The 12581-nt window shown below is 60.3% G+C and carries 14 protein-coding genes; 10 read left to right on the top strand and 4 right to left on the bottom strand.

Annotated features, from left to right (window positions below; all coding sequences use genetic code 11):
• Positions 1-36 precede the first annotated feature (36 nt).
• The 10 genes from hpxU (at position 37) to katG (ending at position 9747) form a co-directional block, all read left to right on the top strand.
• Entirely contained in the window at positions 37-876 is an 840-nt protein-coding gene (gene hpxU / locus C1N84_RS14730; RefSeq protein ID WP_021507298.1) for a MurR/RpiR family transcriptional regulator HpxU, read from the top strand.
• Positions 877-1070: 194 nt separating this feature from the next.
• Entirely contained in the window at positions 1071-1856 is a 786-nt protein-coding gene (locus tag C1N84_RS14725; RefSeq protein WP_031279673.1) for a transporter substrate-binding domain-containing protein, read from the top strand.
• Between the two features lie 12 nt (positions 1857-1868).
• Positions 1869-2537 (top strand): amino acid ABC transporter permease, encoded by a 669-nt coding sequence (locus C1N84_RS14720; protein ID WP_021507296.1) that lies wholly within the window; start codon positions 1869-1871, stop codon positions 2535-2537.
• Positions 2534-3190, top strand: coding sequence for an amino acid ABC transporter permease (locus C1N84_RS14715; protein ID WP_021507295.1), 657 nt, complete (start codon positions 2534-2536; stop codon positions 3188-3190). Before C1N84_RS14720 ends, C1N84_RS14715 begins: the two co-directional genes overlap by 4 nt.
• Complete coding sequence (locus C1N84_RS14710; RefSeq protein WP_021507294.1) at positions 3171-3902, top strand: amino acid ABC transporter ATP-binding protein; 732 nt, start codon at positions 3171-3173, stop codon at positions 3900-3902. Before C1N84_RS14715 ends, C1N84_RS14710 begins: the two co-directional genes overlap by 20 nt.
• A gap of 21 nt (positions 3903-3923) precedes the next feature.
• Positions 3924-5159 (top strand): pyridoxal-phosphate-dependent aminotransferase family protein, encoded by a 1236-nt coding sequence (locus C1N84_RS14705; protein WP_264441609.1) that lies wholly within the window; start codon positions 3924-3926, stop codon positions 5157-5159.
• Positions 5156-6415: an allantoate amidohydrolase gene (gene hpxK / locus C1N84_RS14700; RefSeq protein WP_132466329.1), complete on the top strand. Its 1260-nt coding sequence runs from the start codon at positions 5156-5158 to the stop codon at positions 6413-6415. The genes C1N84_RS14705 and hpxK overlap by 4 nt, the downstream gene beginning before the upstream one ends.
• Before the next feature lie 12 nt (positions 6416-6427).
• The gene (gene uraD, locus C1N84_RS14695; protein WP_264441608.1) at positions 6428-6922 is read left to right on the top strand and encodes a 2-oxo-4-hydroxy-4-carboxy-5-ureidoimidazoline decarboxylase; all 495 of its coding nucleotides are present in this window, start codon (positions 6428-6430) and stop codon (positions 6920-6922) included.
• A complete protein-coding gene (gene uraH / locus C1N84_RS14690; RefSeq protein WP_021507290.1) occupies positions 6919-7254 on the top strand; it encodes a hydroxyisourate hydrolase in 336 nt (111 codons plus the stop codon). The genes uraD and uraH overlap by 4 nt, the downstream gene beginning before the upstream one ends.
• 294 nt (positions 7255-7548) lie before the next feature.
• Complete coding sequence (gene katG / locus C1N84_RS14685; protein WP_264441607.1) at positions 7549-9747, top strand: catalase/peroxidase HPI; 2199 nt, start codon at positions 7549-7551, stop codon at positions 9745-9747.
• A gap of 41 nt (positions 9748-9788) precedes the next feature.
• Here katG and C1N84_RS14680 read toward each other — a convergent pair whose 3' ends face one another.
• The 4 genes from C1N84_RS14680 to C1N84_RS14665 form a co-directional block, all read right to left on the bottom strand.
• The gene (locus C1N84_RS14680) at positions 9789-10205 is read right to left on the bottom strand and encodes a helix-turn-helix domain-containing protein (RefSeq protein ID WP_021313564.1); all 417 of its coding nucleotides are present in this window, start codon (positions 10203-10205) and stop codon (positions 9789-9791) included.
• Positions 10202-10513 (bottom strand): type II toxin-antitoxin system HigB family toxin, encoded by a 312-nt coding sequence (locus C1N84_RS14675; protein WP_215480918.1) that lies wholly within the window; start codon positions 10511-10513, stop codon positions 10202-10204. The genes C1N84_RS14680 and C1N84_RS14675 overlap by 4 nt, the downstream gene beginning before the upstream one ends.
• A gap of 121 nt (positions 10514-10634) precedes the next feature.
• Positions 10635-11405 (bottom strand): amidohydrolase, encoded by a 771-nt coding sequence (locus tag C1N84_RS14670; RefSeq protein ID WP_264441606.1) that lies wholly within the window; start codon positions 11403-11405, stop codon positions 10635-10637.
• Complete coding sequence (locus C1N84_RS14665; protein ID WP_394541653.1) at positions 11393-12553, bottom strand: pyridoxal phosphate-dependent aminotransferase; 1161 nt, start codon at positions 12551-12553, stop codon at positions 11393-11395. Before C1N84_RS14665 ends, C1N84_RS14670 begins: the two co-directional genes overlap by 13 nt.
• Between the last annotated feature and the right edge of the window lie 28 nt (positions 12554-12581).

Genomic DNA, 12581 nt, shown 5'->3' with positions numbered 1-12581 from the left:
CTAGCTTGTGATGAAACGAAAGTTACAGGACCGATGATGAAACAGCTCGATGAACGCCTTCGCAGTCACTATCCGCAACTGTCGCCGCAGGAGCAGCGCATTGCTGACTTTGTGTTTGACCATTTTGATGATCTGATTAGCTATAACAGCGCTGAGCTGGCGCGGCTCAGCGGCGTATCAAAGGCCACGGTAAGCCGGCTGTTCAAACGCCTCGGCTATGAAAAATACAAAGACATGCGTGATGAGCTGCGCACCCTGCGCCAGAGCGGAATGCCGCTGACCGATAACCGCGACGCGGTGCAGGGCAACACGCTGCTGTCGCGTCATTACAAGCAGGAGATGGCGAACCTGACGCAGTGGGTCAACAGCATTGACGCCCGGCAGTTTAGCGAGGTGATTGCCGCGCTGGGCGCCGCACGGCGGGTGTTTATCATTGGGATGCGCAACGCGTATCCGGTGGCGCTGCATCTGCGTCAGCAGCTGCTGCAGGCGCGCGCTCAGGTGCAGGTGTTGCCGCAGCCAGGCCAGACGCTGGGCGAAGAGCTGGTGGACATGACGCCGGAAGATGTGGTGGTGGTGATGGCGTTTCGCCGTCGGCCACGCATCATCCGTCCACTGATGCAGCAGCTGCAGCAGAGCGGCATCCCGGTACTGGTGCTGTGCGAACCGCAGGCGCAGGGCATTCTGACCCTGGCGCGCTGGCAGCTGTGCGCACCGCTCGACAGCGTTTCTGCCTTTGACAGCTACGCCTCGGCAATGAGCCTGATCAACCTGCTGGCCAACGCGCTGCTGCACGAAATGCTGTCGCAGGGGCGTCAGCGCATCCATCAGATTGCCGATCTTTACCAGCAGCTTGACGAGCTGGAACACCGCTAAAGGGCACCGTTTTGGTGCTTTGCACCTTTTTTGATCGCGTCTGCTAACGGGGTGATCCCCGTTATGATGCGCCCACAACCGCCTTAAATCCTCCGCTTAGCCGCTGCGTTTGCTGCCCGTTGTGGTTGGCACATTAGTTGCAAATCAATTTACCAAGAATCTTTTGTTTCACCATTAACTCACCGGGGTGCATAATGAACAAAGTATTACTGGCAGTAGCAGGAGCAGCATTGCTGCTGGCGCAGGCAGGCAGCGCCATGGCCGATCAGCTGCAGGATATCCAGAAGCGTGGCGTGATTCGCGTGGCGGTGCCGCAGGACTTCCCGCCGTTTGGCTCGGTTGGTACCGATCTGCAGCCGCAGGGCTATGACATCGACATGGCGAAATACCTCGCGAAGCAGATGAAACTGAAGTTGCAGCTGGTGCCGGTGACCAGCGCCAACCGCGTGCCGTATCTGCAGACCGACAAGGTCGACCTGGTGATCTCCAGCATGGGCAAAAACGCCGAGCGCGAAAAAGTGATCGACTTCAGCCGCGCCTACGCACCGTTCTTCCTCGGCGTGTTCGGCCCGAAAGGCGAGACGCTGAAAGATGCGGCGGCGCTGAGCGGTAAATCGATTGGCGTGACGCGCGGTGCGGTAGAGGACATGGTGCTGAGCGATGTCGCCCCGAAAGATGCTCAGGTGAAGCGCTACGAAGATAACAACACTACGCTGTCCGCCTATCTCTCCGGTCAGGTGCAGTATGTCGCTACCGGAAACCTGGTGGTCGCGGCGATTGCGCGGCAGAACGCGGAAAAAGCCCCGGTGCCGCAGTTTATGCTGAAAGATTCACCGTGCTTTATCGGCCTGAAAAAGAATGAGCCAGCGCTGAAAGAGAAAGTGAACGCACTGATTGAGCAGGGTATTAAAGACGGCACGCTGAACAAGCTGTCGGAAGAGTGGCTGAAAGCGCCGCTGCCTGCCAACCTCGGCGCATAACAGGAACGGCCAATGATTGGGCAACTTAACTTTGCAGATCTCTGGCCGCACTGGCCAGAGCTGCTGGCCGGACTGTGGGTCACGGTGCAGCTTACGGTGCTGGCGACGGTGGGCGGTGTCGGACTGGGTATTCTCGGCGCGGCGCTGCGCAGCGGCAAACCGGGCTGGGCCAGCCGCCTGTGGGGCATCTACGTCGAGCTGATTCGCAACACGCCGTTCGTGGTACAGCTGTTTTTTATCGTGTTTGGTCTGCCTAATCTCGGGCTGAAACTGACGGCCGGTGAAGCGGCGCTGCTGGCGATGCTGATTAACCTTGGCGCTTACAGCACTGAAATCATCCGTGCCGGTATCCAGGTCACGCCGCGCGGGCAGTGGGAAGCGGGGCGCGTGCTCGGGCTGAGCCGCACGCAAACCTTCATCCGCGTGGTGCTGCCGCCCTCGCTGCAGCGCATTTATCCGGCGCTGGTCAGCCAGTGCATCATTGTGATGCTCGGCTCGTCGGTGGTGTCGCAGGTCTCGTATGAAGAGCTGACGTTTGCCGCCAACCTGATTCAGTCGCGCACCTTTTTGAGTTTTGAAGTTTATCTGGTGACCACGCTGATCTATCTGGCGTTGTCGATTGCCATGCGTCAGCTGCTGCTGGCGCTGGGTCGCAAATGGTTTGGAGCGCAGCCGGCATGACAACGTTTACTGACTGGGACATCCTGCGCAACCTGCTGCTGGCGGCGCGCTGGACGATTTTGCTGTCGCTGGTGGCCTTTTTCGGCGGCACGCTGGTGACACTGCCGCTGCTGTTTCTGCGTCTGCTGCAGCGTCGCTGGCTCACCCGCCTGATCCGCTGCTACACCGAGCTGTTTCAGGGTACGCCACTGCTGATGCAGCTGTTTCTCGCCTTCTTCGGCGTCGGCCTGTTCGGCATCGACGTCGCGCCCTGGACCGCGGCGTCGCTGGCACTGACGCTGTATACCAGCGCGTTTTTACTGGATATCTGGTACGGCAGCATTCGCGCGCTGCCAAAAGGGCAGTGGGAAGCGTCGCGCTGCCTCGGCCTGAACTTTGGCCAGACGCTGTATCGCGTGGTGGCACCGCAGGCGATCCGCATCGCCATCGCGCCGACTGTTGGCTTTGCCGTGCAGGTGATCAAGGGCACCGCGCTGGCGTCGATTATCGGCTTTGTCGAGCTGACCAAAGCCGGCACCATTCTCAACAATGTGACGTATCAGCCCTTCAAGGTGTTTGGCCTGGTGGCGCTCGGTTACTTCCTGATGTGTTATCCGCTGTCGCGTTACAGCCAGTACCTGGAGAAAAAATTCAATGCCGCTCATCACCATTAATCAGGTCCAGAAGTACTACGGTGATAACCACGTACTGAAAGGGGTCGATCTGGATATCGACAACGGCGAAGTGATTTCCATCATTGGTCGCAGCGGATCTGGCAAAAGTACCCTGCTGCGCTGCATGAACGGGCTGGAAGGCTATCAGGAAGGCAGTATTAAACTGGGCGGCATGACGATTACCGATCGTGAATCGCAGGCGCGTGAAATCAGCCGCTCGGTGGGCATGGTGTTTCAGAACTTCAACCTGTTTCCGCACATGACCGCGCTGGAAAACGTGATGCTGGCACCGCGCCGCGTGCTGAAAAAGAGCGAGGCGGAGTGCCGCACGCTGGCCACGCAGATGCTGGAAAAAGTCGGGCTCGGCGAACGCCTCAATTACTACCCGGCTAACCTGTCGGGCGGTCAGCAGCAGCGCGTGGCGATTGCCCGCGCGCTGGCGATGCAGCCAAAAGTTTTACTCTGTGACGAAATCACCTCGGCGCTCGATCCGGAGCTGGTGGGTGAAGTACTGAAAGTGCTGGAGCAGCTGGCCGCCGAAGGCATGACGCTGATTCTCGTCACCCATGAAATGAACTTCGCCCGCGACGTGGGCGACCGCGTGGTGTTTATGCATCAGGGACGCGTGTGGGAGCAGGGCGACAGCAAAACGCTGTTTGCGAATCCACAAACCGCCGAGCTGAAGCAGTTTATTTCGACCGTGCGTCTGTAACCGAACAATAAGGAACCCCTCATGGATATCAGCCAGTTCTCGCAAATCAATCCGCCACAGCGTCTGCTGATGGGACCGGGCCCGATCAACGCCGATCCGCGCGTGCTGCGCGCCATGTCGAGCCAGCTGCTTGGGCAGTATGATCCGGCGATGACGCACTATATGAACGAGGTGATGGCGCTGTACCGTGGCGTATTCCGCACTGAAAACCGCTGGACCCTGCTGATTGATGGCACCTCACGCGCCGGTATCGAAGCCATCCTGCTGTCGGCGATTCGTCCGGGCGATAAAGTGCTGGTGCCGGTGTTCGGCCGCTTCGGTCATCTGCTGTGCGAAATCGCCCGTCGCTGCCGCGCGGAAGTCCATACCATCGAGGTGCCGTGGGGCGAGGTATTTACCCCGGATCAGATCGAAGATGCGATCAAAAAAGTCAAACCGCGCCTGCTGCTGACGGTGCAGGGCGATACCTCGACTACTATGCTGCAACCGCTGGAGCAGCTCGGTGCGATTTGTCGCCAGTACGGCGTGCTGTTGTACACCGATGCCACCGCATCGCTGGGCGGCAACCCGCTGGAAACCGATGCCTGGGGGCTGGATGCGGTCTCTGCCGGCATGCAGAAATGCCTCGGCGGTCCGTCCGGTACCTCGCCGATCACCCTCAGCCCGCAAATGGAAGCGGTGATCCGCCAGCGTAAGTGCGTGGAGCAGGGCATCCGTACCGACGCACATCAGGATGGCGACGACGAGATGATCTACTCCAACTACTTCGATCTCGGCATGATCATGGATTACTGGGGACCGGAGCGGCTCAACCACCATACCGAAGCCACCTCGGCGCTGTTTGGCGCACGCGAATGTGCCCGTCTGATCCTGCAGGAAGGGCTGGATAACGGCATCGCGCGTCACAAGCTGCACGGTGATGCGCTGCTGAAAGGTATTCAGGGCATGGGGCTGGAAACCTTTGGCGATCTCACACACAAGATGAATAACGTGCTTGGCGTGGTGATCCCGCAGGGCATCAACGGCGACCAGGTACGCAAATTGATGCTGGACGATTTCGGCATTGAGATTGGCACCTCGTTCGGTCCACTGCACGGCAAAGTGTGGCGCATCGGCACCATGGGCTACAACGCGCGCAAAGATTGCGTGATGCTGACGCTTAGCGCGCTGGAGTCCGTGCTGAATCACGTCGGTTTCCGCACCACTCAGGGGGCGGCGCTGCAGGCTGCCTGGGACCACTACGGGAGCCACGCATGAGTCATAGCCTGATGAGCGCCGGTGAGGCGCAGTCAGCGGCGGCGCGGGTGATGGCGCGCTGTGACGCGCTGGCAGCAATCAGTGAAAGCGAAGAGGGACTGACCCGTGTCTATCTGTCGCCGGAGCAGGTGCGCGCCAACGCGCGCGTTGCTGAGTGGATGCAGGCGGCAGGTATGCATACCTGGCAGGATGCGGTCGGCAATATCTGCGGTCGCTATGAAGCGGCGGAGCCGGGCGCACCGGCGCTGCTGCTCGGCTCGCACCTCGATACCGTGCGCAACGCCGGACGCTACGACGGTATGCTGGGCGTGCTCAGCGCCATCGAAACCGTGCAGTGGCTGCACGACCATCAGCAGCGCCTGCCGCTGGCGATTGAAATTGTCGGCTTCGGCGATGAAGAGGGCACGCGCTTTGGCATCACGCTGCTTGGCAGCCGCGGCCTCACCGGCAGCTGGCCGGAGAGCTGGGTGTCACATCCGGACGGTAACGGTATTACGGTGGCGCAGGCGATGCAGGACCTCGGCCTGGACGCGGCGCTGATCCCGCAGGCGGCACGTGAGGTGAGCGACATTGTGGCTTATCTCGAACTGCACATTGAGCAGGGACCGTGTCTGGAACAGGACGATTTGGCGCTTGGTGTGGTGACGGCGATTAACGGCGCGCGCCGTCTTAACTGCCGCTTTGTCGGGGAGGCCGGTCATGCCGGCACGGTGCCGATGACGCACCGCAAAGACGCGCTGGCAGCAGCGGCAGAGTGGATGGTGTTTGTGGAACAGGCCACGCAGGATCAGGATCCGCAGCTGGTGGCCACAGTGGGCACGCTGAGCTGTCTGCCGGGCGCCGTTAACGTTATCCCCGGCGAGGTGCAGCTGTCGCTGGACGTGCGCGGACCGCAGGATGAACCGCTGGAACGTCTGCTCTCCAGCCTGCTGACCCAGGCGGAAGCCATCGCGCTGCGGCGCGGGCTCAGCTTCAGCGCTAATGAGTACTATCGCATCGCGGCCACCGCCTGTGATACGCGGCTGCAGCAGGCGCTGAGCCATGCGGTAGAAACCGTGCAGGGGCGTAGTCTGGCGCTGCCGAGCGGAGCCGGTCACGACGCGATCGCTATGGCGGAGCGCTGGCCGGTGGGCATGCTGTTTGTGCGCAACCATCGCGGTATCAGCCATCATCCGGCGGAATCGGTGCAGGTGGCCGATGTGGCGCTCGGCGTGCAGGCCTATCTGCAGGCGGTGTGCGATCTGGCGCGCAGCTAAAGGAGCCGCGAAATGGATCTGAACGATTTTAATCAGGCGAGCGTCGCGCAGGCGCAGGCGGCGATTGCCCACTGCGTGGCGATTCCCGCCTGGCAGCAGGCGCTGGTGGCGGCGCGGCCGTTCGCCAGCCTGACGGCGCTGTACACCACGGCGCAACAGCTGGCGCTGGCGTGGCAGGGCGACGCCTTGCAGCAGGCGCTGAGCGCCCATCCGCGCATCGGCGAAAAAGCGCAGGGCGCGGGTAAAGAGGCCGCGCTGTCGCAGCAGGAACAGGCGGCGATGCAGCAGGCTAACGGCGCGCTGCAACTGGCGATGCTGGCCGGTAATGAGCGCTATGAGCAGCACTTCGGCCGGGTATTTCTGATTCGCGCCAAAGGGCGCAGCGGTGAACAGATGCTGGCGGAATTGCAGCGCAGGCTCAACAATGATGAAGAGACTGAGCAGCAGGAAGCGCTGGCGCAGCTGCGGGAAATTACCCTGTTACGGCTTAAGGAGAGCATTACATGAGCACCATCACCACCCATATTCTCGACACCGCGCTGGGCAAACCGGCGATTGGCGTCGCGATGTCGCTGGAGCAGAACAGCCCTGAGGGATGGCTGCCAGTGGCCGAGGGCGAAACCGACAGCGACGGGCGCATCAAAGATCTTACGCCTGAACCGCTGGCGCCGGGCCACTATCGCTTAACCGCGGAGATCGGTGACTATTTCGCCGCCGACGGGCGTGATGCGCTGTACGTCAGCGCGCAGATTGATTTTGTGATTGGCTCCGCCGGCAGCCATTATCACCTGCCGTTCCTCATTTCCCCGTGGTCGTGGTCGACCTACCGCGGGAGTTAATCCAGGTCGCCATAAATGGCGCAATGCTTGTCTGTTAAATTGTAAATCCGCTTAACAACGGTTGCGTTTTGGTAGCGGCGCAATTTATTGCGCGATGAATCGCGCCGCTACGAATCTTGTGCGACTTGCAGTACCGGCTTCATACCCTCTCAGGCCCGCTGAAATTCGTGCTCTCTATCACAAACCTCGCGCTTGAAAGCCAGTAACTATCAAAACCTTCGGTCCATCCAAATATATTCTGCAACACGGTGCGGTTATCTTAACCGGACAACGTGAAGCCAATGGAGCCGAGAAATGAGCACGCCCGAAAATAATGATAATGCAGCCGCCTCAGGAAAATGCCCCTTTCATCATGGAGCATCGGAAGAGAAAAGCGTTTTAGCGCGTGGCGCCGGAAGCGGGACTACTAACCGCGACTGGTGGCCAAACATGCTGCGCGTCGATCTGTTAAACCAGCATTCCAGCCGTTCTAACCCCCTCAGTGACACTTTCAACTACCGTGAAGAGTTCAGCAAGCTGGATTACGCCGCGCTGAAAGCCGATATTCGTGCGCTGCTGACCGACTCGCAATCCTGGTGGCCTGCCGACTGGGGCAGCTACATCGGTTTGTTTATCCGTATGGCATGGCACAGCGCCGGCACCTACCGCACCATCGACGGTCGCGGCGGCTCCGGACGTGGCCAGCAGCGCTTTGCGCCGCTCAACTCCTGGCCGGATAACGTCAGCCTCGACAAAGCACGTCGTCTGCTGTGGCCGGTAAAACAGAAGTATGGCCAGAAAATCTCCTGGGCCGATCTCTACATTCTTGCCGGTAACGTGTCGCTGGAAAACGCCGGCTTCCGTACCTTTGGCTTTGGTGCCGGTCGTGAAGATGTCTGGGAACCGGACATGGACGTGGACTGGGGACATGAGACCGAATGGCTGGCGCACCGCCATCCGGAAAGCCTGGCAAACGCGCCGCTCGGTGCGACGGAAATGGGCCTGATCTACGTGAACCCGGAAGGTCCGGAAGCCAGCGGCGATCCGCGCTCGGCGGCCCCGGCGATTCGCGCTACCTTTGGCAACATGGGCATGAACGATGAAGAGATCGTCGCGCTGATTGCCGGCGGTCACACGCTGGGTAAAACGCACGGTGCCGCTGCGGCCAGCCACGTGGGCGTCGATCCGGAAGCTTCGCCGCTGGAAGCGCAGGGTCTGGGCTGGCACAGCAGCTACGGCAGCGGTGCTGGTGCTGATGCCATTACTTCCGGTCTGGAAGTGGTATGGACGCAAACCCCAACGCAGTGGAGCAACTACTTCTTCGAGAACCTGTTCAAATATGAGTGGGTACAAACGCACAGCCCGGCGGGCGCGATTCAGTTCGAAGCGGTTGATGCCGAAGCGATTATCCCGGATCCGTTCGATCCAGAGAAAAAACGCAAGCCGACCATGCTGGTCACCGACCTGACGCTGCGCTTCGATCCGGAGTTCGGGAAGATTTCGCGTCGTTTCCTCAATGATCCGCAGGCGTTCAACGAAGCCTTCGCCCGTGCCTGGTTCAAACTGACGCACCGCGATATGGGGCCAAAAGCGCGTTACATCGGTCCGGAAGTGCCGAAGGAAGATCTGCTGTGGCAGGATCCGTTACCGCAGGCCACGCATCAGCCGACGCCGGATGACATCACCGATCTGAAAGCGAAAATTGCCGCTTCGGGTCTGAGCGTCAGCCAGCTGGTCTCTGCGGCCTGGGCGTCTGCTTCCACCTTCCGTGGCGGCGATAAACGCGGCGGCGCGAACGGTGCCCGTCTGGCGCTGGCGCCGCAGAACGGCTGGGCGGTCAACGCCAGTGTCACCCGCGATGTGCTGCCGGTGCTGCAGAAGATTCAGCAGGAGTCAGGTAAAGCGTCGCTGGCGGATGTGATTGTGCTGGCGGGCAGCGTCGGGATTGAGCAGGCGGCAGCATCGGCAGGTGTCGCGGTGCAGGTGCCGTTCACGCCGGGCCGCGTGGATGCGCGTCAGGACCAGACGGATGTCGAGTCATTCAACGTACTGCAGCCGCTGGCCGATGGTTTCCGTAACTATCGCCGCGTACAGGGCGGTTCTTCCACCGAAACCCTGCTGCTGGACAAAGCGCAACAGCTGACGCTGAGCGCGCCAGAGCTGACGGTACTGCTGGGTGGTCTGCGCGTGCTGGGCACCAACTTCGACGGCAGCGCGCACGGCGTGTTTACCGATCGCGTGGGCGTGCTGAGCAACGACTTCTTCATCAATCTGCTGGATATGCGCACCGCATGGCGCGCCACCGATGAGAGCGCTGAGCTGTTCGAAGGCCGCGATCGTCAGAGCGGAGAAGTGAAGTACAGCGCCACCCGCGCCGATCTGGTGTTTGGTTCTAACGCCATCCTGCGCGCGCTGGCGGAAGTTTACGCCAGCAGCGATGCGAAGCAGAAGTTCGTTAACGACTTCGTGGCCGCCTGGACCAAAGTGATGAACCTCGACCGGTTCGATCTGTAATCCCCTGAGCCGCAGCGTCATGCGCTGCGGCTCATTCCTGCTTATGCCTCACGAAATGCCTCAAACGGCAGATTAAAGCGTCGCGCCAGAGCCGCCTTGTGCTTGTCCGTTAATCTGCGCTCGCCTTTCAGAATGCGATTCACATACGAACGCTGACCGATTTCTGCAACGAAAGAGGATTGATTCAGACCGTGCTGGTCCATCAGCACCCGCAGCAGCGCCACGCCACCCGGTAGCGCCTGAGTGCGTGCATTAAACGCGGCAAATTCCGCTGCGGTTTCTTCATACTTCGCGACTTTAACGGCCAGCATCTCGATCAGCGGATGCCCCGGCTGATGCTCAACCAGGTATTCCACCAGTTCAAGCGCCTGTTCATAATCGGCTCTGGACTGACTTCCGCCCAGCAGCGGCACGGCTTTAATCAGATTGTTGGAGGCCTGAATCGCTTCGCTAATCATTCTTTGTTCTCCCGGTAATGCTTAACCAGCTTGTCATACTCAGCATGCGTCACGATATGCTTTACGAAGACTCTTTTTGCCACAAAATCCGCAAAGAACATCAGCCGGAGATTGTTGCCGCCGACATTAATTACCCACCATTTTGCCCGATACTTCATGCGATCCAGGCTGGGAAACCAGGCTTTTAACGCCTGCGGATCGGCAAAATCATGGCCGCTTAATAGTCGGTAAGTGGCATCCAGTGCTGCGGCATCATTAGGAAATCTCTGTGTCGCTTCGTTAAACACTTTCCTTGAGATAATGTGCATCATTCCCTCGAACTGTTCCAGGGTGGAAACATTGTAACGCACAACATAGAATGTTTCCACACAGGAAACAACAGGGCAGGAGGAGATGTGGAAGCCGCATCGCAGGGATGCGGCTAAAAGATTACTTCAGCGTATATTCATCGGCGTCGCGCCAGGCCGGGAAGCGCTCGCGATAGTCCTGCAGCGCCTCCAGTGACAACTCGGCGTCGAGGCGCGCGCGGGCGAAGGGTTCAGCGGCCGCGAGGATCTCACCCTGCGGCGAGATGATCCGGCTGTCGCCGCTGTATTGATGCTGATTGCCGTCACTGCCGACGCGGTTACACCCGGCTACATAGGCTTGATTCTCAATGGCGCGCGCCAGCAGCAGCGCCTGCCAGTGCAGCGCGCGCGGTGCCGGCCAGTTGGCGACGTACAGCGCCAGATCGTAATCATTCTGGTTGCGCGAAAACACCGGGAAGCGCAGGTCGTAGCAAATCTGCGGCAGAATACGCCAGCCGCGCCAGTTGAACACCTCGCGCGTTTCACCGGGCACATAGTGCTGGTGCTCACTGGCCATGCGGAACAGATGGCGTTTGTCGTACTGGTGCAGCGTGCCGTCGGGCTCCACCAGCAGGAAACGGTTAACCGCGCCCTGGTCGCCCTTAATCGCCGCGCTGCCGCCGACCAGAGCATTCAGGGCTTTGGCATGACCGTGCAGCCACGCCACTACCTGTTCCTGCGGCAGCGAACTGGCCGCCGCCTCCATGGCGAAGCCGGTGGTAAACATCTCCGGCAGCAGGATGACATCGCGGCCCGTCAAGCCCTGCAGCACCTCATCAAAATGACGCAGGTTGGCCGCGCCATCCATCCAGCTCAGGGTTTCCTGTAATACGGTAAGTTTTAAAGCTGACATAAACGCTCCGCAGCGGCGTCGAGCGTCGCTTCCTGTTTAGCAAAGCACAGGCGAATGAGCTTGTGCGGGAAAGGGTCCGCGCAGAACACCGACAGCGGAATCGCCGCCACGCCCACTTCGCGGGTTAACCACTGGCAGAAACTGACATCATCCAAATCGGAAATGGCGCTGTAATCCACCAGCAGGAAATAGGTGCCGGCACAGGGCAGCACCTTAAACCGGCTGGCGGCCAGCGCCTGCGTCAGGCGGTCACGCCGGGCGCGGTAGAAGGACGGCAGCTCATCAATGTGTTCCGGCTGCTGGCGCAGCATATCGGCAATCGCCAGCTGCGCCGGGGTATTCACTGAAAAAGTGAGATACTGATGCACTTTGCGGATTTCGGCGCTGACCGCCGCCGGAGCGATGCAATAACCCACTTTCCAGCCGGTCATATGAAAGGTTTTGCCGAAGGAGGAGACCGCGATGGCGCGCTGACGCAGGTCGGCATGCGCCAGCACGCTGGCATGGCCATGTTCGTCAAAACAGATGTGCTCATAGACTTCATCGCTGAGCACATAAATTTCCTGTCCGGCGATCGCCTGCCACAGCGCGGCGTAGTCGCTGGCGTGCCACACGGTGGCGGACGGATTATGCGGTGTGTTGACGATCACCAGCCGGGTGCGCGCGTTGAGCAGGCTGCTGAAGGCCTGCCAGTCGACCTGAAAAGCGGGCGGCTGCAGCGCGATGCGTTTCAGCACGCCGCCAGCCAGCTGAACCGCTGGCGCATAGCTGTCGTAGCTGGGATCGAAGCAAATCACCTCGTCGCCCGGTCGCACCAGCGCGGTGATCGCGGCATACAGCGCTTCGGTTGCGCCCGCCGTCACGGTGATGTCGCTGTTGATATCCGGCCGATGACCGTACATGTCTGCGGTTTTATCGGCGATCGCCTCGCGCAGCGGCAGGGTGCCAATCATCGGCGCGTACTGGTTAGCGCCTTCGCTGACGTGATGTGCCAGGCGCTGCTGCAAATAGCGCGGGCCGTCAAAATCGGGAAAGCCCTGTGACAGGTTGATGGCGTTGTGCTGGGCGGCGAGGGCGCTCATTTGGGTAAAAATGGTGGTGCCGAGCGCCGGTAGTTTGCTCTCGGGGATCAGGTTGGGCTGCGTCATTATCGGGTGCCTTAAGCGCGAATGTCGT

The organism is Pantoea sp. SGAir0418, assembly GCF_043529865.1.
Note: the sequence above shows the minus strand (reverse complement) of the source record. Positions and strands in the feature narration are given on the sequence as shown.

What these genes read in the sequence shown, in the direction of transcription:
- C1N84_RS14665 (WP_394541653.1), bottom strand. Translation starts at nt 12,553, where the DNA reads ATGACGCAGCCCAACCTGATCCCCGAGAGCAAACTACCGGCGCTCGGC.
- C1N84_RS14715 (WP_021507295.1), top strand. Translation starts at nt 2,534, where the DNA reads ATGACAACGTTTACTGACTGGGACATCCTGCGCAACCTGCTGCTGGCG.
- C1N84_RS14680 (WP_021313564.1), bottom strand. Translation starts at nt 10,205, where the DNA reads ATGATTAGCGAAGCGATTCAGGCCTCCAACAATCTGATTAAAGCCGTG.
- C1N84_RS14710 (WP_021507294.1), top strand. Translation starts at nt 3,171, where the DNA reads ATGCCGCTCATCACCATTAATCAGGTCCAGAAGTACTACGGTGATAAC.
- C1N84_RS14675 (WP_215480918.1), bottom strand. Translation starts at nt 10,513, where the DNA reads ATGCACATTATCTCAAGGAAAGTGTTTAACGAAGCGACACAGAGATTT.
- uraH (WP_021507290.1), top strand. Translation starts at nt 6,919, where the DNA reads ATGAGCACCATCACCACCCATATTCTCGACACCGCGCTGGGCAAACCG.
- hpxK (WP_132466329.1), top strand. Translation starts at nt 5,156, where the DNA reads ATGAGTCATAGCCTGATGAGCGCCGGTGAGGCGCAGTCAGCGGCGGCG.
- hpxU (WP_021507298.1), top strand. Translation starts at nt 37, where the DNA reads ATGAAACAGCTCGATGAACGCCTTCGCAGTCACTATCCGCAACTGTCG.
- C1N84_RS14705 (WP_264441609.1), top strand. Translation starts at nt 3,924, where the DNA reads ATGGATATCAGCCAGTTCTCGCAAATCAATCCGCCACAGCGTCTGCTG.
- katG (WP_264441607.1), top strand. Translation starts at nt 7,549, where the DNA reads ATGAGCACGCCCGAAAATAATGATAATGCAGCCGCCTCAGGAAAATGC.
- C1N84_RS14725 (WP_031279673.1), top strand. Translation starts at nt 1,071, where the DNA reads ATGAACAAAGTATTACTGGCAGTAGCAGGAGCAGCATTGCTGCTGGCG.
- C1N84_RS14670 (WP_264441606.1), bottom strand. Translation starts at nt 11,405, where the DNA reads ATGTCAGCTTTAAAACTTACCGTATTACAGGAAACCCTGAGCTGGATG.
- C1N84_RS14720 (WP_021507296.1), top strand. Translation starts at nt 1,869, where the DNA reads ATGATTGGGCAACTTAACTTTGCAGATCTCTGGCCGCACTGGCCAGAG.
- uraD (WP_264441608.1), top strand. Translation starts at nt 6,428, where the DNA reads ATGGATCTGAACGATTTTAATCAGGCGAGCGTCGCGCAGGCGCAGGCG.